This is a genomic window from Acinetobacter piscicola (assembly GCF_002233755.1).
In the GTDB taxonomy this organism is placed as follows: domain Bacteria; phylum Pseudomonadota; class Gammaproteobacteria; order Pseudomonadales; family Moraxellaceae; genus Acinetobacter; species Acinetobacter piscicola.
The window spans coordinates 77,577-104,027 of sequence record NZ_NIFO01000011.1; the positions used below are offsets into that span (position 1 = coordinate 77,577).

The 26,451-nt window shown below is 38.6% G+C and carries 25 protein-coding genes and 9 tRNA genes; 9 read left to right on the plus strand and 25 right to left on the minus strand.

The window, feature by feature from the left end; genetic code table 11:
- Positions 1–70: 70 nt before the first annotated feature.
- From rpoZ to bfr, 5 genes are all read left to right on the plus strand, one after another.
- The gene (rpoZ, locus tag CDA10_RS12295) at positions 71–352 is read left to right on the plus strand and encodes a DNA-directed RNA polymerase subunit omega (protein ID WP_089605894.1); all 282 of its coding nucleotides are present in this window, start codon (positions 71–73) and stop codon (positions 350–352) included.
- A 212-nt stretch (positions 353–564) separates the two neighbouring features.
- The gene (locus CDA10_RS12300; RefSeq protein WP_089605895.1) at positions 565–2,676 is read left to right on the plus strand and encodes a RelA/SpoT family protein; all 2,112 of its coding nucleotides are present in this window, start codon (positions 565–567) and stop codon (positions 2,674–2,676) included.
- 89 nt (positions 2,677–2,765) lie between these two features.
- Positions 2,766–3,149 carry a RidA family protein gene (locus tag CDA10_RS12305; RefSeq protein ID WP_089605896.1) on the plus strand — a complete coding sequence of 128 codons (384 nt, stop codon included), beginning with the start codon at positions 2,766–2,768 and terminating at the stop codon, positions 3,147–3,149.
- Between the two features lie 193 nt (positions 3,150–3,342).
- Positions 3,343–3,537, plus strand: coding sequence for a bacterioferritin-associated ferredoxin (locus CDA10_RS12310; RefSeq protein WP_089605897.1), 195 nt, complete (start codon positions 3,343–3,345; stop codon positions 3,535–3,537).
- A gap of 254 nt (positions 3,538–3,791) precedes the next feature.
- A complete protein-coding gene (gene bfr, locus CDA10_RS12315; protein ID WP_089605898.1) occupies positions 3,792–4,256 on the plus strand; it encodes a heteropolymeric bacterioferritin subunit Bfr in 465 nt (154 codons plus the stop codon).
- 113 nt (positions 4,257–4,369) lie between these two features.
- Here the strand turns inward: bfr and CDA10_RS12320 are convergent, their stop codons facing one another.
- The 21 genes from CDA10_RS12320 to tpiA all read right to left on the minus strand — a co-directional run bounded on the left by CDA10_RS12320 (position 4,370) and on the right by tpiA (position 18,018).
- A complete protein-coding gene (locus tag CDA10_RS12320) occupies positions 4,370–6,016 on the minus strand; it encodes a PglL family O-oligosaccharyltransferase (protein WP_089605899.1) in 1,647 nt (548 codons plus the stop codon).
- 88 nt (positions 6,017–6,104) lie between these two features.
- Complete coding sequence (locus tag CDA10_RS12325) at positions 6,105–6,548, minus strand: prepilin-type N-terminal cleavage/methylation domain-containing protein (protein WP_089605900.1); 444 nt, start codon at positions 6,546–6,548, stop codon at positions 6,105–6,107.
- A gap of 94 nt (positions 6,549–6,642) precedes the next feature.
- Positions 6,643–7,128, minus strand: a complete 486-nt coding sequence (locus CDA10_RS12330) for a pilin (RefSeq protein ID WP_089605901.1) — start codon at positions 7,126–7,128, stop codon at positions 6,643–6,645.
- 202 nt (positions 7,129–7,330) lie between these two features.
- Positions 7,331–7,903: a TPM domain-containing protein gene (locus CDA10_RS12335; protein WP_089605902.1), complete on the minus strand. Its 573-nt coding sequence runs from the start codon at positions 7,901–7,903 to the stop codon at positions 7,331–7,333.
- Entirely contained in the window at positions 7,897–9,015 is a 1,119-nt protein-coding gene (locus CDA10_RS12340; protein WP_089605903.1) for a TPM domain-containing protein, read from the minus strand. Before CDA10_RS12340 ends, CDA10_RS12335 begins: the two co-directional genes overlap by 7 nt.
- Before the next feature lie 81 nt (positions 9,016–9,096).
- Positions 9,097–9,678: a LemA family protein gene (locus CDA10_RS12345; protein WP_407640378.1), complete on the minus strand. Its 582-nt coding sequence runs from the start codon at positions 9,676–9,678 to the stop codon at positions 9,097–9,099.
- Between the two features lie 376 nt (positions 9,679–10,054).
- On the minus strand, positions 10,055–10,462 hold the full coding sequence (locus tag CDA10_RS12350) for a ribosome-binding factor A (protein WP_089605904.1): 408 nt from the start codon (positions 10,460–10,462) through the stop codon (positions 10,055–10,057).
- Positions 10,462–13,167, minus strand: coding sequence for a translation initiation factor IF-2 (gene infB / locus CDA10_RS12355; protein ID WP_089605905.1), 2,706 nt, complete (start codon positions 13,165–13,167; stop codon positions 10,462–10,464). The genes CDA10_RS12350 and infB overlap by 1 nt, the downstream gene beginning before the upstream one ends.
- A 10-nt stretch (positions 13,168–13,177) precedes the next feature.
- The gene (gene nusA / locus CDA10_RS12360) at positions 13,178–14,662 is read right to left on the minus strand and encodes a transcription termination factor NusA (protein WP_089605906.1); all 1,485 of its coding nucleotides are present in this window, start codon (positions 14,660–14,662) and stop codon (positions 13,178–13,180) included.
- A gap of 34 nt (positions 14,663–14,696) precedes the next feature.
- A complete protein-coding gene (gene rimP / locus CDA10_RS12365; RefSeq protein ID WP_089605907.1) occupies positions 14,697–15,218 on the minus strand; it encodes a ribosome maturation factor RimP in 522 nt (173 codons plus the stop codon).
- Between the two features lie 203 nt (positions 15,219–15,421).
- Positions 15,422–15,498: transfer RNA gene (locus CDA10_RS12370), tRNA-Met, on the minus strand.
- A 211-nt stretch (positions 15,499–15,709) separates the two neighbouring features.
- Positions 15,710–15,786: transfer RNA gene (locus CDA10_RS12375), tRNA-Met, on the minus strand.
- A 72-nt stretch (positions 15,787–15,858) separates the two neighbouring features.
- A tRNA-Met gene (locus CDA10_RS12380) sits at positions 15,859–15,935 on the minus strand.
- A 75-nt stretch (positions 15,936–16,010) separates the two neighbouring features.
- Positions 16,011–16,087: transfer RNA gene (locus CDA10_RS12385), tRNA-Met, on the minus strand.
- A 75-nt stretch (positions 16,088–16,162) separates the two neighbouring features.
- Positions 16,163–16,239: transfer RNA gene (locus tag CDA10_RS12390), tRNA-Met, on the minus strand.
- A 75-nt stretch (positions 16,240–16,314) separates the two neighbouring features.
- Positions 16,315–16,391, minus strand: a tRNA-Met gene (locus CDA10_RS12395).
- Between the two features lie 75 nt (positions 16,392–16,466).
- A tRNA-Met gene (locus CDA10_RS12400) sits at positions 16,467–16,543 on the minus strand.
- A gap of 72 nt (positions 16,544–16,615) precedes the next feature.
- Positions 16,616–16,692, minus strand: a tRNA-Met gene (locus CDA10_RS12405).
- Between the two features lie 43 nt (positions 16,693–16,735).
- Positions 16,736–16,820: transfer RNA gene (locus tag CDA10_RS12410), tRNA-Leu, on the minus strand.
- A 61-nt stretch (positions 16,821–16,881) separates the two neighbouring features.
- Entirely contained in the window at positions 16,882–17,214 is a 333-nt protein-coding gene (gene secG / locus CDA10_RS12415; RefSeq protein ID WP_089605908.1) for a preprotein translocase subunit SecG, read from the minus strand.
- Positions 17,215–17,226: 12 nt separating this feature from the next.
- Entirely contained in the window at positions 17,227–18,018 is a 792-nt protein-coding gene (gene tpiA, locus CDA10_RS12420) for a triose-phosphate isomerase (protein ID WP_089605909.1), read from the minus strand.
- Positions 18,019–18,293: 275 nt separating this feature from the next.
- Here tpiA and pilB point away from each other — a divergent pair, with 275 nt between their 5' ends.
- Genes pilB through coaE form a run of 4 tightly spaced genes read left to right on the plus strand, consistent with a single transcriptional unit; the run spans position 18,294 to position 22,772 of the window.
- Positions 18,294–20,006 carry a type IV-A pilus assembly ATPase PilB gene (gene pilB, locus CDA10_RS12425; RefSeq protein ID WP_089605910.1) on the plus strand — a complete coding sequence of 571 codons (1,713 nt, stop codon included), beginning with the start codon at positions 18,294–18,296 and terminating at the stop codon, positions 20,004–20,006.
- A gap of 27 nt (positions 20,007–20,033) precedes the next feature.
- Positions 20,034–21,260, plus strand: coding sequence for a type II secretion system F family protein (locus tag CDA10_RS12430; protein WP_089605911.1), 1,227 nt, complete (start codon positions 20,034–20,036; stop codon positions 21,258–21,260).
- Positions 21,260–22,120 carry a prepilin peptidase gene (locus tag CDA10_RS12435; RefSeq protein ID WP_089605912.1) on the plus strand — a complete coding sequence of 287 codons (861 nt, stop codon included), beginning with the start codon at positions 21,260–21,262 and terminating at the stop codon, positions 22,118–22,120. The genes CDA10_RS12430 and CDA10_RS12435 overlap by 1 nt, the downstream gene beginning before the upstream one ends.
- A gap of 52 nt (positions 22,121–22,172) precedes the next feature.
- Positions 22,173–22,772 (plus strand): dephospho-CoA kinase, encoded by a 600-nt coding sequence (gene coaE / locus CDA10_RS12440; RefSeq protein ID WP_089605913.1) that lies wholly within the window; start codon positions 22,173–22,175, stop codon positions 22,770–22,772.
- 21 nt (positions 22,773–22,793) lie between these two features.
- On the opposite strand, the gene CDA10_RS12445 is transcribed toward coaE, so the two are convergent.
- From CDA10_RS12445 to CDA10_RS12460, 4 genes are all read right to left on the minus strand, one after another.
- The gene (locus tag CDA10_RS12445) at positions 22,794–23,714 is read right to left on the minus strand and encodes a DMT family transporter (protein WP_089605962.1); all 921 of its coding nucleotides are present in this window, start codon (positions 23,712–23,714) and stop codon (positions 22,794–22,796) included.
- An 83-nt stretch (positions 23,715–23,797) separates the two neighbouring features.
- Positions 23,798–24,550 carry a 23S rRNA (guanosine(2251)-2'-O)-methyltransferase RlmB gene (rlmB, locus tag CDA10_RS12450; protein WP_089605914.1) on the minus strand — a complete coding sequence of 251 codons (753 nt, stop codon included), beginning with the start codon at positions 24,548–24,550 and terminating at the stop codon, positions 23,798–23,800.
- Between the two features lie 198 nt (positions 24,551–24,748).
- Complete coding sequence (gene ppnP, locus CDA10_RS12455; RefSeq protein WP_089605915.1) at positions 24,749–25,072, minus strand: pyrimidine/purine nucleoside phosphorylase; 324 nt, start codon at positions 25,070–25,072, stop codon at positions 24,749–24,751.
- A gap of 71 nt (positions 25,073–25,143) precedes the next feature.
- The gene (locus CDA10_RS12460; RefSeq protein WP_089605916.1) at positions 25,144–26,448 is read right to left on the minus strand and encodes a tetratricopeptide repeat protein; all 1,305 of its coding nucleotides are present in this window, start codon (positions 26,446–26,448) and stop codon (positions 25,144–25,146) included.
- Between the last annotated feature and the right edge of the window lie 3 nt (positions 26,449–26,451).

Consider the following 26,451-nt stretch of genomic DNA (forward strand, 5'->3'; position numbering starts at 1 on the left):
TGAGTCTATCGTGAAAGCATTTTATACTCCGCAGTCTATTTAAAAAATTTGTATTCAAACGAGAATTCTTATGGCACGCGTAACCGTTGAAGATTGTTTAGACCATGTAGACAACCGCTTTGAGCTTGTACTAGTGGCAAGCAAACGCGCGCGTCAATTGGCACGTCAAGGTATTGAGCCTACTGTTGAGTGGGACAATGACAAGCCAACTGTTGTTGCATTACGTGAAATTGCGATTGGTCATGTGACTAAAGATATATTGAAACAACGTGATCAAGATTATCAAACATCGAGTCTTGATCTTGCTCTTTCTGCAAACAATCTCAATCTTGATGGTTTTTCTTTCCAATAAGTTAAACCTTCTTAAAAAGCCTAGTTTTTATACTAGGCTTTTTTATTGCAAATTTATCGTAAATAATTTTGCCAACACATCGACAAAATCCTAAATATTTGTTAAAAAAAATAGATATTTTTTATTTCTAGAAATTGACAAGTGACTCAATATGCTTTTCATTAAAGGATTGGGGAAAATCGTTCAAATTCGCAATTAATGATAGGTGTTTTATGCCAGGCCAAGAGGTCAGTCAAGCCAAGCAGCAGCTCAATATGATTATCGACGCTTATTTAAAACTGAGCGATGTCGAGCGGGTTCTTGCAGCTTGTGATTATGCTGATATTGCGCACGATGGTATTACCCGTAAAAGCGGTGAACCTTATATTCTTCATCCCATTGCTGTGAGTTGTATTTTGGCGCATATGCGTATGGATGCTGAAACGCTCATGGCTGCACTATTGCATGATGTGATCGAGGATACCGATTTCACCAAAGAAGATATTGTTGAAAAATTTGGTCGAACCGTTGCCGAATTGGTTGATGGTGTGACGAAGCTGAGCCATTCAAGCGATAAAGAATATAATAAAGCAGCCTCATTTCGTAAAATCTTACAAGCAACGCTGCAAGATCCACGTGTGATTATCATCAAGCTTGCTGATCGTTATCACAATATGACGACACTAGATGCATTGCGTCCAGACAAACGCGCACGTATCGCCCAAGAAACCTTTGATATTTTTGTTCCTATGGCCCGTTTAGTTGGTATGAACGAAATGGCGGATAATTTAGAGCATCTATGTTATCAAAATCTTGATCTCGATATGTATAACGATGTTCAAGAATCCTTACTTAAAACCAAACCTGAACGATGCAAATACCAATCGATTTGGGAACAAAACCTCGTTGATTTATTAAATAATTATAATATTTTAGGTCGTATTAAGAAGAAGAATAATAATATTGAACTTTTGCGACACTTTGTAAAAAATGAAATTGATCTACAAGAATTAACGCATAGTCATGCTTTTGAAATTATTTTACAAAGCATTGCCGATTGCGACCGTTTTGTAGATGCTTTACGCGAAAATTTCCAAGTATTGTCTTATGAAGACCATATTCGCCGACCATTACCTGGTGGTAATCAGTCTTTAATGATTAAACTTAAAGGCGAGCGTACAACGTTATCATTAACCATACAAACCGAACTGATGCGTAAAGCGGCTCGTTTTGGCGTGGTTTTAGGTGAAAATGCACCACAAGCTTGTCGTTCTGCGATTCAGGCTTCGATGAAGAATTTAGATATTCTTGTGGGTGGTGAATGTGCAAAAACTACATTTAATGATTTGCTTGATTATTTGCATCAAGAAAAGATCTGGGTGTATACCCCACATGGTCAACTACATGAACTTCCACAAGGTGCAACAGCTGTTGATTTCGCCTATTCAGCCAGTTTATTTCTAGGTAATCATGCTGTAGGTGCTAAAATTAACAATGAAATCAAACCACTTTCCACACCATTAGTCAGTGGTCAAGTGATTGAAATTATTACCGATGTATTGGCAACACCAAATCCTGATTGGTTAAGTTTCATCAACACCCAAAAAGCTCGTCGTGCCATTCAAAATATTTTGCGAGATCAAGATTTAGAAGAACAACGTTTAGTTGGGCAACAAGCTTTGAATCGCGCACTCAAACTTTTTAATCGCTCTGTCAAAGACTTATCAGAAGCTGATTGGATCGATTTATTGCAATGGCGTCATATTCAAGACAGAAATGCTTTATTTGAACAGATTGCAGTTGGTGATTTATTACCTCAACTGGTTGCCAATCACTTGTTTGCACAGTCGCAGCCTACAGATCACACTGTTTCTGAACGCTTGATTCAAGGTACAGAAGGCGTTGATGTTAAATATGCACATTGTTGCAACCCTGTGTTTGGTGATCAAATTCAAGGGCATTTATCTCGTCGAGGCCTCATTGTTCATCGTGAGCGTTGCCACAACTTGATCCATGAGCAACACCTGCATCCTGAAAACATCATGTCTCTACAATGGACATCCGAGCAAGAAGAAGATATTAACTTCAATGCTTATTTAAGTATTGACCTTGTATTGAATGATGAACAAATCTCCGAATTGATTTATTTATGTCGTAAGGCTAAAACTGGGGTCGAATCTGTACGCTCCCATGAAAGTAAAACTTACGTCAATATCGTGGTGAATAACCGTAAACAGATTGCTCAAATCATTCGCGAGTTACGTATGCAATTCGGCTTCCCTCGAATTGAGCGTTTGCTAATGCCTATCGTGATTAATGACAACATCAAAGCCAAAGCATGTTAATCACGCTGACTGATCAGTTTAATCGATGTCGCTTTCAAGTATCCGCTTCATCCATTATGATGAAATGAGTTGAAATCAAGGAGAAATCAATGTCCCGCCAAGTGATCCACACTGAGAATGCCCCTGCTGCAATTGGTACCTATTCACAAGCTATTTTAGTCGGTAACACTTTATATCTTTCAGGGCAAATTGGCTTAGATCCTTATAGCATGGAACTTGTAGAGGGCATTGAAGCACAGATTCGTCGTGTTTTTGACAATATCAAAGCAGTTTGTGAAGCCGCTGGTGGTTCATTGGCCGATATTGCAAAATTGAATATTTTCCTTACAGACCTTTCACACTTCCAATTGGTCAATCAAATTATGGGTGAATATTTCGCACAACCTTATCCAGCTCGCGCTGCTTTAGGTGTTGCTGCTTTACCCAAAAATGCTTTGGTTGAAATGGATGGTATTGTGATCATTGATCAATAACATTTTAAAGAAATAAGACAAACAATTGATTTTTAATGTGTTTAAAAATCAACCAAAAATACTACCGATCAGGTGGTATTTTTTTATTCAAAAACTCAATAAAGATAAACCTCTTTTTAAATGAATTTTATTGACAAATGGTAATAATTATCAATAATACTAGTTATCGCATTTAACTTTGTGGTTTACTCTCATGTACGTTTGTTTGTGTCGTGGTATTACAGATCAAGATATTAAAGATGCTGTGGCTAATGGTGCAGAAAGCTATCGTGAAATTCGTGACCTTTTAGATTTAGGCACTTGCTGTGGGCGTTGTGCACCAGAAGCAAAAAGTATTATCAATGAAGAATTGGCAGAAATAGCTGCACGCATTTCCATTGCCGCATAACATTTATAGATTCCCTCCAAATAATCATAATAAGTTTTTCATGATCTTCGGGTCATATTCCTCCCCCGCTTCGACTCAAAGCGGGTTTATTTTTAGTTAAAATTGAACATTATTAAAAATATACCGATTGTTTTTGATTGCGATTTTCATTTGCTGTTCCATAAATCACTCGAAACTATTGATAAAGTTGATTAAGATAACAACATGGATTGCCTTAAGCTTTTTAAGGCACACAACTGAATGGAGCTTTGACCATGAAAGGCAATCGAGACGTTATTAACCAACTCAATCAAGTGTTGTATCACCACTTGACTGCAATCAATCAATATTTCCTTCATTCACGCATGTTTAATGATTGGGGAATTGAACAGCTCGGTTCAGCTGAATATAAAGAATCGATCCGTCAAATGAAGCATGCCGATAAAATTATTGAACGTATTTTATTTTTAGAAGGCTTGCCAAACCTACAACACCTTGGAAAGCTTTATATTGGTCAGCATACCATTGAAGTTTTAAACTGTGATGTGCGGAAAGTGAAAGAGAATATTGAAGCACTCAAAGCAGCTGTTGATTTGGCTGAAAAAAGTTTAGATTACGTCACTCGCGATTTAGTTCAAGAAATTCTTGAAAAAGAAGAAGAATACTGGGATTGGACAACCACTCAACTTGACCTAACCGAAAGTGTTGGGATTGAAAATTACATTCAAAGCCAATTGTAATTTTAGATTCTTGGTACTCCCTCCTTTATCAAAGGAGGGTTGGGGAGGATTTAAAAAGGCTTAACTAATCAGCATTATCCATAAATTTGGGGATTTTTATGACCAATTTGCAATTATTTTACTGCTGAAACAGCCAATAAATCCTGATAAGAACTTTCTTGACCATGTAATGTTTTAAGAATCCATAACTGATGTTCAGCTTCAGCCTTCTTACCATTAAATGCTAAAACTTGTGCATACTTATAAATATCGTATCTAGAGGCAAGATTTGCCACCATTCGACCAATATGATCAAGCTGCTGATCAGATACTTTGCTATGTGGATTAAAACCAATCCACCACACGCGCTCTTTAAACTGTGTGAGCAAGAAAATATCCTGATTCATCACTCGCTGTTGCGCTTCAGTTAACGGTATTTTCTTATTGATAAAGACACTTTGCTGACGATATAGAACATAGTCACGATAAACAACTCCAATCAAAACAAAGCCAATTACCACAATGCTAACGACTATTGTTGATTTAAGTTTAATTGTAGGTAAATATGAATATTGTGCTTGAACAATACCGAGAATAAAGCCAAGTGGTAGCAAGAAATAAGCATAATGAATTGGGTATTCCAATAAAGCATGAATCAGAATGGCACACACCATCAAACTTGCAGCAATTGAAACTGGTTCTTTGACACCGCGATTCAACCAAAATAACCAACACACTACATAAAGAATGATCATAGTACCGATTGGAATGCCATTCCAAATCAATAAATCTAGAACTACGTTATGCGCTGTCTTATACCACTCATGTGAAGGATACAAATCAAAAGCAGCAATTTGCGCCATCCCTGTTTGATTCCACCCATAACCAAACCAGGGCTGTTGTGTGATTGCTACAAGCGCTTGATTCCACATATCTAAACGCAGATAACCCGATGATGCTCTTTGCACAACTGTCGCTGTTTGAGTAATGTCTTGTGCGGTGAATGATGCGAGCCACTGATTAAACATAGGTAAGTAGGCAATCAATGCAATAAACACACCGACCCAAGCCAATAACTTCGCAAAGCCAAAACGCTTGTTTTGACCGAATTGCTTAATGGTTAAATAAACAAGGGTGAATATACACACCACCCATGCTGTACGTGATTGGGTCAATGCGATAGTCAACAGAAAAATAAATGTGGCTGGAATTAAAACCATACTTGGCAATATTTTCTTTTCATAGAAATATAAGCAAGCAAATAGCCCCATACAGATAAAGGTAGCTAGATTATTGGGTTGTGCAAAATTTGCATATACCCGATTTTCACGCAAACGATTCATGAACAAACTAAAATAATCACTAAATCCTAACCACTGGCAGATTGCAATAACACTTGAAAGACTTGCCCCAAAAAATATTACGAGACAGAATATTTTAAAGACCTGCTCTCTTTGCCCTTTCTCACCCACTGCTAAGTTATAGCCCGCCACGACCATTAACCAAAACATGGTGATGTAAGCCGTACACAATAAAGCATTACTAAAATAAAGAATTTCGCCAAATCCCCATTGAACTAAGGGAATGGTCAATAAAGGTAGAGCCAATAGTTGTGGTTTGGGTATTTTAATGTCTTTATTAATAAATGTTGAAAGTAATACCAAAGCTGAGAGAAAAGTCAGCACTTCGCTACCAAAAGTTGTCCATGGCATTTTATGGATCGGGAGAAGCCATGCGAGTAGAAGTAAAATAGCTGAAAGAATATAAAGAATGGCTTTCATAAATAAAAAGACAAAGAAAAACTGAGCGTATTATAACTTGTACTCTTTATTTAATAAAAAAATATTAAGGATAATTACAATAGATAAATCACCTTAAAGCCCCATTATAATATTTTCCCAATGTATCAAGTGATGTTTTTTCAAAAACAAAATTTCCCTGATTATTAATTTTTCCATCCGCATTATAAACAAGATTACCCACCTCATCACTGCCGACGAAATTAATATTCACTTTACCTGCAACACCCGTCAACTGTACTGAGTTAATTGCATAATAAGGTTGTGGAAGTCTTGTTCCAGCAAAACCTGACTCCTGTAGATCCACTAAAGAATCACACATATAACCCAATTCAGCATTAGTTAACATACAAGTCCTTATTGCATTCTTTACTGATTCAATTTCAGCAATATTAGCAATCCACTTGGTGCGAATTTGGTAATTTTGATAAGCAGGAATTGCAATTGCAGCAAGAATACCAATAATCACAACAACAATCATTAACTCAATCAAAGTAAAGCCTTTTACATTCATCCCCGTACTCCTGATATCCAAATAAATCGTAAATTCTAGTTATTTTTATTAAAAAAAAAGTGGCTATCGCCACTTTTTTAAATATATGTTTAAATTAACGCTTAGCACCTTTCATATATTTATCTAAAGTATCAGTACTAGTCTTAGTACATTCAAAGTTACCGCCAGCATTTACAGTACAATCCGCATTAAATACTAAAGCTTTAACTTCAGAAGTACCAGTAAAAGTCACATTTACTTTACCAGGCGTACCAGGAGCACCAGCAGCACCAGCAGCAGGAGCTGTACCTGTTAAAGCAACTACACCTGCAGCATAAGAAGGTGTTGGTAATGCAGTACCTGGGAAATCATATGCCTGTAATTCAGCCAAACTATCGCATTTTGTACCATCAGTTGCTTGATCATTTAAGCAAGTTTTAATTGCAGTCTTCACACCTTCAACGTCAGCAACGTTAGAAGCCCACTTTGTACGCACTGTATAATCCTGATACGCAGGAATCGCAATCGCAGCCAAAATACCGATAATCGCAACAACGATCATTAATTCAATAAGTGTAAAACCTTTTTGAACTGATTTCATAACATTTCTCCAATGTTTTAAAAATTTTTATAGCTTTAACAAGCAAATTTATTTGACTGCTTCGTGTGGAAAAAACAAGCAATCATTCGATAACAATTTCATTCTAATTGGAATGTAACGCTTTACAAGATTTTTTTTATTTCTTATTTTTTTTCGTAATTTCTCGTAAAAAAGTGACATTTCTTGTCACTTTTTCCGTGATCTAGTTAAAAATTATTGGATTATTTGTTAATTCATTCACTGTATCAGCTCGATGCTGACTGTTTTGGTCATTATAGAATAAATTCAATATCTTACCAATTTCCAGCACACCATTTTCAAGTGCAAGACGATATTTTTTACTTTTCAATTCAGTGGTAATTTGATCACAAATCTGCTGCCATATCTGCTGTGTCGTTGCTTGATTAATTCCACGATCTATCACAATTTCAACAGTTTGCTCACATAAGTTTAGATATAACAACACCCCACTATTATATTCTGTATCCCACACACCCAATTCTGCGAAAAGCTGTTGCGCTCTTAAACGTGTATTTTGTCGGTAGGCTTGATGACTCGGAATATGTCCTTCAATCACCACTTGTATCTCACCAACATGCCCCTGCTCAGCTTGTTTAACCATTTGTGCGATGGCTTGCTGGTCTTGTTTTGAGAAATAACGTTTAGATGCAGGCATATAAAGAAAGTGTTTTAACCAGCGTTTAAAACTCGGTTGCATCTGTTCCTGTAATTTAGGTTCAGTCAAAATTTCTGTTGTTTCAGTTTTCGTTACCATGAGCCTGATGCACCTCCACCGCCAAAACCTCCGCCACCACCACTATAACCACCACCGCCTCCAAAACCGCCACCACTGCTTCCTCCTCCACGCCTACCACCAGATAAAAACATTTGAAAAATCAGTTGTGCAAAAGAGGTTATCAGTAAGAAGAATATTCCAAAACCTAAAGCCAAGCTCATCACAATGCCTGAACCATAGATGAGTCCTGCTGCAAAAGCAGTCACACCAGCCACAGAAGCACTTAAACGATTCCCAATGATAAATGAAGAAAATATTCCAATAATCAGGATAATCATCGCTGTAGTAAAGGTTCGATCTTTTGCTTCTTGTTCTTGAGCAGCTTGAACTTGACGCTCTTTTAATTCGTCTGCCGCTTGTTTGGCAATTTCAGGATCAAGATTGAGAATACGCTCAATTTCATTGACACCTGATTGTAAACCTTGTGCATATTGTCCTTGCTTAAAATAAGGTGTGATTTGATTGCGGATAATACGACTTACAATAATGTCAGGAAGTACACCTTCTAAGCCATAGCCTGTTGCAATATGAATTTTATGATCATTCACTGCAACTGCGATCAATAAACCATTATCTTGCTTCGCTGAGCCCAATTTCCATTGCTCAGCAACACGCATAGTAAAATCAAAAATATCTTCTTGCCCAGTTGTCGGCACAATAATAATACCGACTTGTGCTTTACCTTGACGGTAAATATCTCGAATCTGCTGGTCTAAATTTTGTTTTTCCGCTGCCGAAAGTATATTGGCTTGATCTACAACAGGTTGATTTAAAGTTGGAATATTTCGAGTTGTTTGCCCATCTGCCATATCATTGCTGACTTGGGGTAGATTTTGAGAATTCGCTGATTGATTTGTATTATTCGTAGTCTGCTGTGGTGTAGGGTTAATTGCGTTTGGACCAAGGACATTGGGTAAATTTGTATTTGGAGCAACTTTACCTAATACGACAACATCCTGCGCTTCTTGTTCATCTGTTGCCGTTGCAATTTCAGCCCAAGCAATTGACTGAAAAGAAAAAATCAGCACAAAAAGCACAAAGAACCTTGTACTTTTTTTCTTAAATTCTGAATTTCCCCACCATTCAATCATACATTACCCTTATTTTAATTATTCACAGTCATTAACGTTCTACTTAAGCAAAGCAGAACGTTATAAAAGTTTAACAAGCTATTAATTAAAATTAACTGTTGGTGCTTTTGATGCACCTGCTTCAGCACTAAAGTTTGGTTTTGCTTTCATACCAATCACTTTAGCCGTCATCACCTGAGGGAACTGACGTACATAAGTATTATAATCCTGAACCGATTCCACATAGCGAGTACGCGCAGTACTTATACGGTTTTCCGTTCCTTCTAACTGCACTTGTAAATCACGGAATTGTTCATTGGCTTTTAAATCAGGATAATTTTCGGTAACAGCCAATAAGCGAGACAATGCACCTGTCATTTGTGACTGGGCTTCTTGGTATTTTTTAAATAATTCAGGATCATTTAACACTTCTTTATCAACTTTCAAACCCGCAACATTGGCACGTGCTTCAGTCACTTCAGTCAATACTTTTTCTTCATGGGTTGCATAACCTTTAACCACATTAACAAGGTTAGGTACCAAGTCAGCACGACGTTGATATTGGTTTTCAACTTCTGACCATGCAGCAGTCACCGATTCGTCTTTGGCTTGTAAAGTATTATAACCACAACCTGAAAATACCAATGTGCTCGTCAGTGTGAGCGCCAGTAAGCCTTTTTTCATTGCATTAATCATTTATTTTTCCTCAAAGATATTTATTTGTATTTGTTGATTTATCTGCATTCTATACAGTTTTATTCAAAGTTTTGTTTAATTTCTGCTATTTCAGTCACAAATTTAGATTTTAGGCCTATCAATCATAGTACAACATGTTTTTAAATATGTATCTCGTTGAAATGATTATCCTAGATTTTTTGAGAATATAATTTTATAAATCAATTGGATAAATATTTATTAAAATATAAATCACGTACTAATTCCCCCCTACTCAATATAATTTTAACTTCATTATTCTTTTTGATGAAAATAAGTTCTTAGATAAAATTAGCATTAAAAATACAAAAAGCCACCCGAAGGTGGCTCATTTTAGATCAAGTGATCATTCTTCATCTTTTTTTGCTTCATCAGTTTCAGGCAAATCCTTGACTGCTTCTGCAATTAAACCAAACATATAGTTACCGTAAGCATTGGTTTTATCATAATGGAAACGCAAACGTGGCGTTACACGTGTTTTAATGCGACGGCCAAGTTCGTGGCGCAAGAAACCTGATGCTTTATTTAAAACATCCAAAGTTTCTTTATTCGCAGCCTCACTTTGCTCATCACCTAATTCACGCCCCATAACAGTGACATAAACTTCAGCATAACCTAAGTCTGGACTAACTTTTACCGCAGAGATGGTTACGAGGCCACCTAAGCGTGGATCTTTCAGCTCTTGACGAATCAGTTCAGACAACTCACGTTGCACTGTATCCGCCATGCGCTTAAGACGTTGACTACCCGCCATTAAAGACTCCGTTTAATCAACTGAACATCATAAACTTCGATTTTGTCGAGTGCTTTGATGTCTTTGTAACCTTTAACTGCAAGACCACATTCCATACCTGCACGAACTTCTTCAACCACTTCTTTATAGCGACGAAGAGACTCAAGCTCGCCTTGGAATACAACCACGTCTTCACGAAGTACACGAATTGGTTTATTACGATGTAATACACCTTCAAGTACCATACAGCCTGCGGCTGCACCAAATTTACTTGAATGGAATACTTCACGTACTTGTGCAACACCAAGAATGGTTTCACGGTGCTCAGGTGCAAGTTTACCGCTCATCGCTGCTTTAACATCATCAATCAATTGATAAATAATGCTGTAGTAACGAATGTCGATACCATCTGCATCTGCTTTTTGACGCGCAGTGCTGTCAGCACGTACGTTAAAGCCTAGAAGTACAGCTTCTGAAGATTCAGCCAGTGTCACGTCAGATTCAGTGATTGCACCTACACCCGAACCAATAACACGTACTTTAACTTCATCCGTCGCAAGCTCAGCAAGTGCAACATGTAAAGCTTCCAAAGTACCACGTACATCTGTTTTCAATACTACGTTGACAATAGGCACATCTTTCTTGCCCATAGACGCCATAATATTTTCAAGACGCATTGCACTTTGACGCTCAAGACGTTTTTGACGTTCACGATCCATACGTGCATCGGCAACTTCACGTGCTTTCTTCTCATCATTTACAACAAGAACTTCATCACCCGCCATTGGCGCTTCTGGAAGACCTAAAATTTCCACTGGAATTGAAGGGCCTGCCGATTTAATACGATTACCGTTTTCATCTACCATCGCACGTACACGACCATAAGATGCACCAGCAAGGACTAAATCACCAACATTCAACGTACCGTTTTGAACAAGAATAGACGTTACCGCACCACGGCTATTGTCTACACGTGCTTCAATAACAACACCTTGTGCAGCACCTTCTTCAGATGCTTTCAACTCTAACAATTCTGCTTGAATTAGAATCAGGTCAAGAAGTTCATCAATACCTTGGCCAGAGTGTGCTGAAACCATTGCTACTGGTACATCACCGCCCCATTGTTCAGGTACGATTTGCTTGGTTGTTAATTCATTCAATACGCGATCTGGATCAGCAGATTCTTTATCCATTTTGTTGATAGCAACAATAATTGGCGTACCTGCAGCACGTGCATGGTCAATTGCTTCCGCAGTTTGTGGCATGACACCATCATCTGCTGCAACAACAAGAACCACGATATCAGTTGCTTTTGCACCACGAGAACGCATCGCAGTAAATGCGGCATGTCCTGGTGTATCTAAGAAAGTAATAATGCCTTTCTCAGTTTCAACGTGGTAAGCACCAATATGCTGTGTGATACCGCCTGCTTCGCCTTGAGCTACTTTAGCACGACGAATGCGGTCAAGAAGCGATGTTTTACCATGGTCAACGTGACCCATGATTGTAACCACTGGCGCACGTGTTGTTTGTGCTCCACGCGCTTCTTCAGCTGCTTCAAGTAAGTTATCTTCAGCTTGAGTATCAGATACACGAACTGGGTTATGACCCATTTCTTCAACAACAAGTGCTGCAATATCTTGCTCAATCGCTTGGTTCTGAGTAACCAATTCGCCCATTTTCATGAGTGATTTAATAACTTCACGTACTTTAATCGCCATTTTCGCCGCTAAATCAGCAACAACAATGGTTTCACCAATTTCAACATCATAAACTTGTTTTTTAACTGGTTTTTCAAAGCCATGCTTGTTTGCTTGGCTGGTTTTTAAACCACGTTTATGATGATTTGAGCTAAAGCTTTGCTCTTCTTGACCACGACGACCGCCTTTCTTCGGTGCACGCGTACTTGTCGTATTCGTACCACGTTTAATTTCACGGTCTTCTTTTGCAAATGAATCTTCATAAGCTTGACCAACAAGACCAGCAGCCAATGGAGAATCATCTACAACACGAATCGTCGTCGTTGAATCATCAGAAGAATACTTAGACGCCATTTGACGCATTTGCTCAAGTGTACGTTGCTGAGCTTCTTCTGCCGACTTACGACGTGCTGCTTCTTCAGTCGCTTTCAATTGAGCCGCTTGTGCTTCACGAGCTCGTTTCTGTTCAGGTGTTTCAACAGCTTTAACCGTTGCTTTGGTAATCGGCTTATTTGTAGATTTGCGTTTTACCACAACCGCTGCTTTAGGTGTTTCTTTTGCAGCAGTTTGTTGCTTTGCAGCCGCACGCATTTTCTCTAAATTCGCTTTTGCTGAACTTTCAGCTTTTTCACCATCTTTAGAGGCAGTTTCTGGTGCTTTTTGTGTTACTTTTACTTGAGCATTTGCTTGCGCTTTTGCCAAAGCTTCAGCCTTAATTTGCTCAGGGTCAGGCTTCGTAAACGTATGCTTCTTGCGAACTTCTACGTTAATTGTTTTAGCCTTACCTGAAGTACTTGCTACTTTAGCAGTACTGGTTGTTTTACGTTTCAACGTGATTTGTCCTGCATGTCCTGTGTCTTGACCATGTGATTTTTTCAAATGGTTGACTAGAACACCTTGCTGTTCAGTAGAAATTTTATCTTCAGCCTGTTTTTGTGGCAATCCAGCTTCACGCACCTGATCAAGGAGCTTTGAAACAGGAAGTCCTACGCTGACCGCTAACTCTTGAATTGACTTATCCGTCATGTATTACCTCCTAGTTAAACCATGATTCACGTGCTTTCATAATCAATTGACCTGCTTTTTCAGCGCCTAAGCCTTCGATATCTGCAATATCATCAGTTGCTTGGTCAGCCAAGTCATCGACTGTTACCACACCACGAGCCGCTAAAGCATGTGCAATTTCAGAAGTCATTCCTTCCATCGCAATAAGTTCTGGACTTGGGTCCTGAATATCTTCTTGCTCTTTTAATGCATCAGCCAAAGCTGCTTCTTTTGCACGACTTTGTAGTAATTCAACAATATCTGCATCCAATTCGATTTCATCGAAAGTTTCCGCAGGTACATAAGCAATCTCTTCAAGTGAAGTAAAGCCCATTTCTACTAAAGCCATTGCAAGATCTTCTTCAATATCAAGACGTGTTACAAACATATCTAAATATTGTTGAGCTTCATTTTGTTGACGAGCACGATACTCATCTTCAAGCATCATATCTAACTTATAACCAGTTAGTTCTGACGCTAAACGAACATTCTGACCTTGTGAACCAATTGCACGTGCAAGTTGATCACTGGTTGCAAAAATAATGTCAGCCGTACGTGCATCTTCATCAATCACAATACCAGATACATCTGCAGGCTCTAAAGCACTTGCGATATATTGCGCAGGATCATCAGACCACACAACCACATCAATACGCTCACCATTTAACTCTGATTGTACCGCTTGGATACGTGTACCACGCATACCAATACATGCACCCACAGGGTCAATACGATGGTCATTGGTTTTTACTGCAATTTTCGCACGAACACCGGGTTGACGTGCCGCTGCTTTAATTTCAATGATTTCTTCAGAAATTTCTGGAATTTCCTTTTTCATCAAAGCAATCAGCATTTCAGGTTTTGCACGTGATAACAACAATTGTGCACCACGACCTTCACGGTTTACATTGTAAAGGATTGCACTCATACGTTGTTTTGGACGAAGAATTTCCTTAGAAATCATTTCTTCACGTGCTAAATACGCTTCAGCATTGTCACCCAAGTCGATAATAAAGCCATCTTTGGTTTGTTTTTTCACTTCACCGTAGATTAACTCACCAACTTTCGACTCATAAGCATCTGCAACCAAAGCACGTTCCGCTTCACGAATCTTTTGAACAATGACTTGTTTTGCGATTTGTGCAGCAATACGACCAAAATCGATTGAAGGTACTTCAAGTTCACGAATATCGCCAATTGACCATTCTTCAGGATTAACATCAGAAATCGCATCTTGACATGCAGGCATTTCATGATCTTCATCAGCAACCACTTCCCATTGACGGAAAGTACTATAGTCGCCTGTTTTACGATCAATTTCTACACGTAACTGAGCTTCTTCCGAATTCGTTCCTTCGTAGAATTTCTTTTTAGTCGCCGCAACCAAAGCCTGTTCTAGCGCTTCAAAAATTGCTTCACGACTCACACCTTTCTCATTACTAACCGTTTCAACGACGGTGAGAATTTCACGTGCCATAAGTCACCTATTTATTCAGATTTCTATTTCTGGATTAATCCTGAAAGATCAAATTTGCTTTGTCTATATTATTACTATCGATCTCAAGTACTTGCTGTTCAATTTCGACTTGGATGAATTCATTTTCTAAATCTACAGCAACCAATTTTGCTTGAAACTTACGACGATTCTCAACCGCAGCGATCAAACGGAATGCAACTTGTTGACCGATATAGCCCTGTAATTGAGCCAATTGGAAGAATGGACGATCCCAACCTGGTGATGAAACCTCTAAAGCATATTCACCTGAAATTGGATCATGTACATCTAGAATTGCGCCAACCTGTTGAGTCACACGCACACAATCTTGTACACCAATACCGCGACCTAACTCAGCCTCACCATCTTCATTCATGACAGGTTCAGCATTTTCTGGAACGTCTTTATCAATGTAAATACGCAATAAAGACTTTTTACCTTGAGGAATAAATTCAATTCCCCAAAGTTCTACACCACACGCTTGCACTGCAGGAGTAATTAAATCTTGGAGTGCTTGAGTTTTATTTGATAGCTTCATTTACTCTCGTCATATTTGTGCGATTCAATCGCTCATCGGACCAATTCAAACTTACTATAGTGAAGCATGTCTTTTTGACCAATTGATGTCCACACTACACGATAAGCCAATAAAAAAGGGCGCAATCGCCCCTATTATCGCACAGAAAACCATAGGCTCACTATGCAAAAAGACCCACCTATATGTGAGCCCTTTTAGAAACTTGGTAGCGGGAGCTGGATTTGAACCAACGACCTTCGGGTTATGAGCCCGACGAGCTACCAGACTGCTCCATCCCGCATCAACGTTGCAAAATTATACACAAGAATCTAAAAAAATTCAATCAAACTTAATTTACTGAAAATCATTTTCTTGCTTGATTAAGTTGCACCTTAATCAAAATGGTAGCGGGAGCTGGATTTAAACCAACGACCTTCGCGATTTTATGAAGAGCTGAGCCCGATGGACAAACAACTTTAACAAGAAATCACTTTTCTACACATCATAAAACTTGGTAGCGGGAGCTGGATTTGAACCAACGACCTTCGGGTTATGAGCCCGACGAGCTACCAGACTGCTCCACCCCGCAACTATATGCATTTTTGTATACAAATAAATTCTTCAATCTAAATGCTTTAATTAAGTTGCATCTTAATTAAATTGGTAGCGGGAGCTGGATTTGAACCAACGACCTTCGGGTTATGAGCCCGACGAGCTACCAGACTGCTCCATCCCGCAACTATACTGCAAATTCACATACAAAATAAACTTTTCAATTTAAATGTCTTTAATTAAGTTGCATCTTAATTAAATTGGTAGCGGGAGCTGGATTTGAACCAACGACCTTCGGGTTATGAGCCCGACGAGCTACCAGACTGCTCCATCCCGCAACTATACTGCAAATTCACATACAAAATAAACTTTTCAATTTAAATGTCTTTAATTAAGTTGCATCTTAATTAAATTGGTAGCGGGAGCTGGATTTGAACCAACGACCTTCGGGTTATGAGCCCGACGAGCTACCAGACTGCTCCATCCCGCAACTATACTGCAAATTCACATACAAAATAAACTTTTCAATTTAAATGTCTTTAATTAAGTTGCATCTTAATTAAATTGGTAGCGGGAGCTGGATTTGAACCAACGACCTTCGGGTTATGAGCCCGACGAGCTACCAGACTGCTCCATCCCGCAACTATACTGCAAATTCACATACAAAATAAACTTTTCAATTTAAATGTCTTTAATTAAGTTGCATCTTAATTAAATTGGTAGCGGGAGCTGGATTTGAACCAACGACCTTCGGGTTATGAGCCCGACGAGCTACCAGACTGCTCCATCCCGCAACTATATGCATTTTTGTATACAAATAAATTCTTCAATCTAAATGCTTTAATTAAGTTGCATCTTAATTAAATTGGTAGCGGGAGCTGGATTTGAACCAACGACCTTCGGGTTATGAGCCCGACGAGCTACCAGACTGCTCCATCCCGCATCAATGTTTTTTAGCTGCTAACACCAACAATCTGGTTCATTGTTGGTGCGGAAGGGGGGACTTGAACCCCCACGCCCGAAAGCACTACCACCTCAAGGTAGCGTGTCTACCAATTCCACCACCACCGCAGCTGTGTCGCATTCTAGTAGCTTGTGCGCCAAATTGAAAGGTTTAATTTCAAAAAGCTATTTATTTCGGTGCATTTGGCGAAGTTTCGTTCGTATTTGACTGAACTGGTGTCGCTGGCTGAGATGTTGTTTGTACAGTTTTCAAGCCATAAGCATCGGAAGTTAGCTTTTTTGCGAACACAGCCAAAGTTAAGCTCGTTATAAAAAACAAAGCTGTAAAAATTGCAGTTAAACGCGTCAAGAAACTTGCTGAACCTGATGCACCAAAGACTGTTGCAGCGCCGCCGCCGCCAAAAGATGCACCTGCATCAGCACCTTTACCATGCTGTACAAGAATAAGTACAATCATTAATACAGCCAAGATGATATGTACAACCAGCACAAAACTATGCATGCTGAACTCCTATTATTCTGTTTTAGCAAATGCTTGAGCAATTTTATAAAATGACTCAGCATTAAGTGATGCACCACCAACAAGGGCACCGTTGATATCTGGGCAAGCGGCTAACTCTACTGCATTTTCAGGCTTAACACTACCACCATATAAAATAGCCGTATGCTGACCTTCAGTTGCAATCTGAGTTAAACCTTCGCGAATTTTAGCATGCATTGCTTGAGCATCTTGTGGAGAAGCCGTTTTACCCGTTCCAATTGCCCATATCGGTTCATAAGCAATCACGATATTGTGCCATTGCCCAGGTTTTACAATCGCAGCTAAATCACAAATTTGCTGTAGAACAACCTGCTCTGCCTGCCCTGCTTCACGCTGTTCTAGGCTTTCACCTACGCAATAGATAATTTGAAGATTGGCATTTAAAGCATTTGTAACTTTTGCTTTAATTTTAACAACATCATCTCCAAAGATTTCACGGCGCTCCGAATGACCAATCAAAACATAGTCAATCTGACTATCTTTAAGCAGCTCTGCACTCACTTCACCCGTATATGCACCTGTTCCCGCTATTTGCGAAACATCTTGCGCAACAACTTTAATAGCTGTCGCTGCATCTTGAAGCGATTGTTTTATTGGCAATAACGCAATAGAAATGGGTGCAACACCAATATGACATTGTTGTTCTGTAATCGGTGCATCTTGTAAAAGCTGTTTTAAATCTTGTATAAGTTGCTGTGAATCAATCTGCATTGGGTTCATTTTCCAATTGCCGACAACCCAAGGAATAATGTTCGAACCCGACATACATCTAACCTTTTATCGAAAATGTGCACATTCTACACGGAATTTTCAATTTTAAAGCATTTTTTCTTTATCAATTTGAGCTTCTCATTTAAAGTCGTGGTGTAGAAATCATAGGAAATATAAATCATTTCATGAATAATGATTAAAATTCTAATTAGCTCAATTTTTTGCTAAAATATCTTTGTAGAATAATGCGTTTAATTCTAGATATTTTTGCCGATAATCGTATAATTTTCGTATTCCAATTATAAAATGAAGTTTAAGGTGTTTTGGGGATGTCTATACAAAATGGTTCACTTAGGTTTTCAGGATATATTCGTCGCTTAGTCGACGAAGGTTTTGTATCCGCGCAGCAAATGAAAGATGCTTTAGAGAGTGCTAAAAAAAATAAAATGAGTACCGTTGAGTATCTCATTGAAAAAGTAAATCTCAAACCACTTCTCATTGCAGAAATGATTTCTTCTGAATTTGGCGAACCTATTCTTGATTTGGACAGTTTCAATCCAGATATGTTCCCAAAAGAAGTCGCCGATAATAATCTCTTTGCCAAACATCATCTTGTACCACTTGTACAACGTGGCAATATTCTTTACGTCGCAACCAGTGATCCTACCAACATTGAAGCACTTGACGCCATCCGCTTTAACTGTGGTTTAAATATTGAACCAATTATCGTTGAATACGATAAATTAGAAAAAGCTTTAGCAAAACATTTTACTGTAGAAGAAAATTTTAACTTCGGTGATGAAGATTTCGATGTTGATATCATTGCAACGAGTGATGATCCTCCTTCTGAAGATGACGAAGAAACCTCCGAAGATGAAGCACCCATCGTTAAATATGTGAATAAGTTATTGATTGATGCAATTCGTATGGGTGCATCTGACCTGCATTTTGAACCCTATGAAAAATCTTATCGTGTACGTTACCGAGTGGATGGCGTACTCAGAACTATTACCAACCCGCCATTGCAGCTTGCAAATCGCCTTGCTTCTCGCTTAAAAGTCATGTCGAGGATGGACATTTCTGAAAAACGTGTACCTCAAGATGGTCGTATTAAATTAAAACTTTCTAAAACCAAAGCGATTGATTTCCGTGTTAACTCATTACCGACATTATTTGGTGAAAAATTGGTATTGCGTATTCTTGACCCATCAAGTGCCATGCTAGGAATCGATGCACTAGGCTATGAAGAAGCTCAAAAAGCTTTATTTATGGAAGCTTTAGAAAAACCACAAGGGATGTTATTAATTACAGGTCCAACAGGTTCAGGTAAAACTGTATCCTTATATACAGGCTTAAATATTCTCAATACTGAAACATCCAATATTTCAACAGCCGAAGATCCTGTTGAAATTAACCTAGAAGGTATTAATCAAGTCAATGTCAATCTAAAAGCCGGACTGACATTCTCTGTTGCACTTAAATCATTTCTGCGCCAAGATCCAGACATTATCATGGTCGGGGAAATTCGTGATTTAGAAACGGCTGAAATTGCAATTAAAGCAGCACAAACAGGTCACATGGTTATGTCAACATTACATACCAACAGTGCCCCAGAAACCCTCACCCGTTTACGCAATATGGGGGTTCCTTCATTTAATATTGCAACATCAGTAAACTTGGTCATCGCACAACGACTGGCAAGACGTTTATGTAGCCATTGTAAAGTGCCTGTTGAAATACCGAAGCAGAGTCTGCTAGAGCTAGGCTTTACCGAACAAGATTTAAGCAATCCTGATTTACAAATTTTTCAGCCTATTGGCTGCTCAGAATGTCGTGAAGGTTATAAAGGTCGAGTCGGTATTTACGAGGTGATGAAAGTAACACCTGAGATTTCAAAGATTATCATGGAAGATGGTAATGCACTGCAAATTGCAGCTGCATCTGCAAAACTGGGGTTTGATAATCTCAGACGCTCAGGATTAGTGAAAGTCATGAATGGGTTAACATCTTTACAAGAAATTAACCGCGTGACCAGTGAATAAATATAATCAATATTCAAGGAAATTCTTATGGCAGTGAAGAAAGCTCAAATGATGCCTACATTTGCTTATGACGGGGTTGATCGTAAAGGGGTCAAAATCAAGGGGGAACTTCCTGCTCGAAATATGGCACTTGCAAAAGTGACCCTGAGAAAGCAAGGAATCACCATTAAAACCATTCGAGAAAAAAAGAAAAATATTCTCGAAGGTTTGATGAAAAAAGGGATTTCAACACTCGATATCACTATTTTTACACGCCAGCTCGCAACCATGATGAAAGCCGGCGTACCTTTGGTACAAAGCTTTGAAATCGTCGCAGAAGGTTTAGAAAATCCATCCATGCGAGAAGTCGTTCTCGGGATTAAGGGTGAAGTTGAAGGCGGTAATACCTTTGCTGGTGCTTTAAGAAAATATCCCCGTTATTTCGATAATTTATTTTGCTCATTGGTTGAATCTGGCGAACAATCTGGCGCATTAGAAACCATGTTGGATCGCGTTGCGATATATAAAGAAAAAAGTGAACTGTTAAAACAAAAAATTAAAAAAGCCATGAAATATCCGATTGCTGTAATTGCTGTTGCAATTATTGTCACGATTATTTTAATGGTGAAAGTTGTTCCTGTATTCCAAGATTTATTTAGCTCTTTTGGTGCGGATTTACCAGCATTTACACAAATGGTCGTCAATATGTCCAAATGGATGCAAAGCTATTGGTTTATCCTTATCCTTGTGATTGCTTTTGCAATCGCTGCATTTTTAGAAGCTCAAAAGCGTAGTAAAAAATTTAGAAACTTTTTAGATAAAACCGCACTAAAACTACCTATTTTTGGAGATTTAGTTTATAAGGCGATTATTGCCCGTTATAGTCGTACATTGGCCACCACATTTGCTGCAGGTGTCCCCCTCATTGAGGCTTTAGAATCCACTGCAGGTGCAACCAACAATGTGGTTTATGAGCAAGCCGTAATGAAAATTCGCGAAGATGTCGCCACTGGGCAACAACTGAATTTTGCTATGCGTGTGACTAATCGATTCCCCTCTATGGCCATACAAATGGTTGCAATTGGTGAAGAGTCTGGCGCATTAGATGCAATGTTGGATAAGGTAGCCACACATTTTGAAAATGAAGTAGATAATGCTGTCGATGGCCTAACCTCAATGATGGAGCCTTTGATTATGGCGGTATTAGGCGTACTGGTTGGTGGTCTTGTGATTGCAATGTACCTTCCAATTTTCCAAATGGGTTCAGTGGTGTAATGTTAGAGTTAATTAACGTCTTTATCCAATCTCCAACAGCGTTATACTTTGCTGTTGGAATTTTAAGTCTATGTATTGGTAGTTTTCTAAATGTTGTGATTTTTAGAACACCTAAAATGATGGAGCAAGAATGGCAACACGAATGCCAAATGTTACTCCATCCTGAGCAAGCGATTATTGATGAGTCAAAGCTCAGCTTGAGTAAACCTGCATCGACGTGTCCTAAATGTAAAACACCGATCCGCTGGTATCAAAATATACCTGTTATCAGCTGGTTAGTTTTAAGAGGAAAATGTGGTTCATGCCAAAACCCGATTAGTTTCCGCTATCCATTCATCGAAATACTGACAGCGATTTGCTCTTTAATCGTTGTAGCAGTGTATGGACCAACCTTACAAATGGTTTTTGGCGTCTTACTGACGTGGGTTCTCATCACCTTAACCTTTATCGATTTTGATACACAATTATTACCTGACCGCTTTACATTAACTTTGGCGGGAATGGGTTTAGGTGTAAATGCATTTCAACTTTACACCTCCCCTACTTCTGCGATTTGGGGCTATATCATTGGTTTTTTGTGTCTATGGGTGGTTTATTACCTATTTAAAATCATTACAGGTAAAGAAGGGATGGGCTATGGTGACTTTAAACTCCTTGCTGCGCTAGGTGCGTGGATGGGACCGTTAATGTTGCCTCTGATTATTTTACTTTCCTCTTTGGTTGGTTCTATCATCGGAATAATTCTGCTCAAAACACGTAAAGAGAATCAACCTTTTGCTTTTGGACCTTATATTGCAATTGCGGGTTGGATTGCATTTTTGTGGGGTGAGCAAATTATGAAAATCTATTTAGGTCAATAATTAAGTTGAACAACCTAAATCATTCATCAAATGCTACATCAAAGGATACTGCATGACATTTATCTTGGGTTTAACAGGTGGGATTGGGAGCGGTAAATCTGCTGCAAGCCAGTGGTTCGAAACCCAAGGTATTCAAGTGGTAGATGCCGATATCGTAGCGCGAGAAATCGTTGAAAAAGGACAACCTGCTTTAACACAAATTAAAGATACTTTTGGAGATTGGGTTGTATTAGAAAATGGCGAACTCAATCGTCGTGCTTTACGTGAGTATATTTTTAAAGAACCTGATGCACGTCAGCAGCTTGAACAAATCACTCATCCTGCCATTCGAACTGCAATCATTCAACAATTAGCAAATGCGACCAGCCCCTACGTGATTTTAGTTTCGCCACTATTATTTGAAACCAATCAACATCAATTAACCCACCATACTTTATTAATTGATGCGAATGAAGATTTACAAATTCTACGTGCATCACAGCGTGATGGGCAAGCGATTGATCAAATTCAAAAAATTATTGCTGCTCAAATGCCTCGTGCAGAAAAACAAAAAATAGCAAATGATATCGTACTCAATGAAGAGCATATTGAACATTTACATGCCAAACTTGAACCATTGCACCAACAATATCTTGCTCGTTCAAAGCAATAATCCAGCAAATTTATAATGTACTTATTGCGACTGCTTTTGCTGATCCAAGCCTTGTTGCAAACTGTCTTTATGCATAAACCAACGCCAAGGCTGTAATGCACCAATTCCCATACCAATCAAACCACAAATCATCGCACGACTTAAGGGTTCATTGAGTAAAGGTACTGCAATTATTGCTGCTATAAAAGGCGCCAATGTCACAATACTTCCTGTTTTAAACGCACCTAAACGCTTAATTGCTTCGACATAGCTTAATGTCGCCACAATCACCACAAAAATGCCATGAAACAATGTCTGCATAATTAAATGCGGCATTGCAACTTGGTCAAGTTGCTTGGGTAAAAATAGCAAATAAAAAGGCACATAAACGATTGCTGACCAAATTGCGACACCTGCCATGGAATGCCATGCCGATAACTTCCATTGACGAAGCAATACTGTAAAAATACCCCACCAAATCGCACTGATCAAAAACAGTAAATCACCAAAACCAAATGCAACACCAGTTTCTTCATACATCAAAAAACTCATACCTGAAATTGCGGACAGCATAATCGCCAAACTAATCCAAGTATGTTTATCAAAGGGTTGTTTGAATAGAAGAAAGCCTGCAATAGCGGTACATAAAGGAATACAACCGTTTAAAAAAATTGCCGCATGAGCTGCAGGCACATAGTGAAAAGCACTATAAGACGTTAAACAATAAGCAACACCACCGATCATTGCCAAAATGAATGGTTCTTTTTTTAATAAAAATGCTGTGTCTTTTTTATAAATTAAAATGGGTACAAGAATACAAAATGCTAAAGAAAATCGTAGCGCTGCAATATCCCATGCACTAATGTGCCAAATCGCGTTAAGCCTTGATGTGATGGTGAATCCTCCCCAAATACACATCGTGATTGCGACATATATATAGCCTTGCGTGCGGGAGGTCATCATGGTTTTTCTCGAATCAAATAAAAGTAAAGTGGCCATTCACAACGAACAACCCACCCACCATTACAATCTACTGATGATAAAAATTAATTTGATTGACGTTGACGGCAAGCTTCATAAAGCGCCATACCAGTTGCAACACTGACGTTTAAGCTTTGCAAATTCCCCGACATTGGAATAAACACAGTTTGATCACATTGTGATTGGGTAATTGGACGAAGACCTGTATCTTCAGCTCCCATCACAATACAGATTGGTGTGCCTGTAAAATCGAACTGTTGAATTGGCAAAGCTTTTTCATCAAGCATCGTTCCAACAACACGAACATTATAATTCTCTTTCAATTGCCCTAATGTTCTTGCCAAATTTGTCACTTGAATGAATTTAACCTTTTCAGCGCCACCAGCTGCAACTTTACGCGCAGTTGGTGTTAACGTCGCAGCTCGATCTCGTGGAACGATCACAGCTTCCACGCCCATCGCAGCAGCAGTACGAATACATGCACCCAGATTATGTGGATCGGTAATATGATCCAATGCCAATAGCAATGGTTGATGTGTCGATTCCAAAATTTGATCTAAATCTTTTTCATTCAATGTTGGATGCGCTCTGACAGCAGCAACAACACCTTGATGAAAAGGTTGTCCAGCCAACTTTTCTAAACTGTCACGACTGGCTTTTTGCACACTAATCCCAAATGGTTCAGCCATTTGTAAAATACGTTGCAAACGTTGATCATCACGACCTTTTAGTGTAAATAAAGTTAAAACTCGTTCTGGTTCCAACTCCAATAATGACTCCACAGAATGAACGCCATAATAATATTCGGGCTTCGCCATGAACGACCTCTATTTGCAATACAATGATAGAAATGAAAAATCCTGCAAAGCCAACTTTACAGGATTCTATTTGATGCTTTAGTTTAACCGATTTGAGCTAAAGTTTGTTTGTCTTATTTCCAAACGCTTCAATTTCAAAATACGCTATCTAAAAACTATATTCTGAAACAAGAACATCAATGTTTTAAAAAATAAGTATTAACCTTCCAAATGACACACGTAATCTAATACATCATCTGTTTCGATTTTAAAACGGCTATTGCCTGGGACATAAAATGATTGTCCTGCACGGAACAATTCACTTTCTTCGCTATCAGCAATCTTGACACGACATTCACCAGAAATAATTTCCATACGTTCAGGTACATGTGTTTCAAATGTTAATGCTTCTTCTGTTGGAAGAATAACCCCTAAAGTCTTTTTCGTCCCGTCTTCAAATTGTACCGTATGACTAATGCACAAGCCGCCAAAATATACATTTGATTTTTTTACCACTGACACATGGTCGTACTGATTTGACATGCGTATTCTCCAGATAATGCGCATTTATATAAATTATGTTCAAGCTAGTTTAATGTCGCCATTCAAACTAATCAATCTATGTTTTCAAGTGGATGTGTCTCTACTTTCCAATTCTGTTTTTCGATTTGCCTTGCATAAAATCGTGGTATATCTATTTCCAGCTGCCCCAAAGTAGGTTTAGCTAGATAATGGCAAATTTGTTGTTGCTGCTCATTGTAAATTGCCCAATAAAGCGGCTGATCTTTGAGATGATGAATCACTATTTTTGATGATCCTTCATTCATCCCAACATGAAATTGTTGTTCAGTTTCATAATCTTTATGCAAGTTAGATTGCGGAAAATCGACACTATTTTCATCAAAATGATAGCTGTCATGATTGAGTACACTTTGTTTCAAGCTTGGCCAAATACAAAATCGTAGAAAATGCTGATCTGCCACACGGCTATTTAAATAATGACCCGTATTTAGAAACTGTTGAATTTGCTTTTCTAAACCGTTCAATACACCCTGACATCCACCCCACATACCTGCCAAAATCAGCTCAGTATGTGAATAATAGTCATGCATAAGATGAAACCACTTATCACTTTTTAACCATTCATTGATAGCCGCTTGTTCTCGATAAGACACCAATGAGTCTGCATCACGAATTAAGAATCGTTTTACGGTTGGATCGTCCATCACAAAAAAGCGCCAAAACAATCCTGAAATTTGTCGTTGCTGTTCATTAACAATAATAATTTGTGCGCCTTTCGCATGTAAACGCTGAACTACATTTTCAGGAACACTATCATCTACATAAAAGCGGCAAATCCAATCTGGGTAAATCTCTTTGGCTAAATCCACATTGATTACAGAAGTTTCACAATAACGTGGATTTTCGCCAAATAAGGAAAATGCAATAATATTCTCAGCTGGGTTTTTAGCATTGAACGGCGATGGTTGTTCGCTAAGTTGCTTTACCATCGGCTGATCTATGACCTGTTGTTTCTTGGTTTCGACTGCTAATCGGCCATATTTTTTAAGTTCTTGTGGTTTATTTAAAAAGTGACATACTTCTGCCAAGCCGTCATAAATATTGGTATCTATTGTATTCGGATTAAGTTGAATAGCTTGTTGATAATGTGCATAGGCATCTTCATAGCGTTGTAGACGTAATTCAGTAAAGGCTAAATCCATCATCACTACAGCATGGTGCGGAACCAATTTTACGACTTGAGAAACAGCTTGATAGGCTTCCAAATAGTTCCCTTGTGCTGTCGCAGCTTTAAACTGTGCTGAGAATTGATTCAGTTTTTGATTTAACTGCGCAATATTATTCTTATTGATTTGTTGTTTTATCGGTGCCTTTGGCAAAGGAAGTTTCATTTTCATATT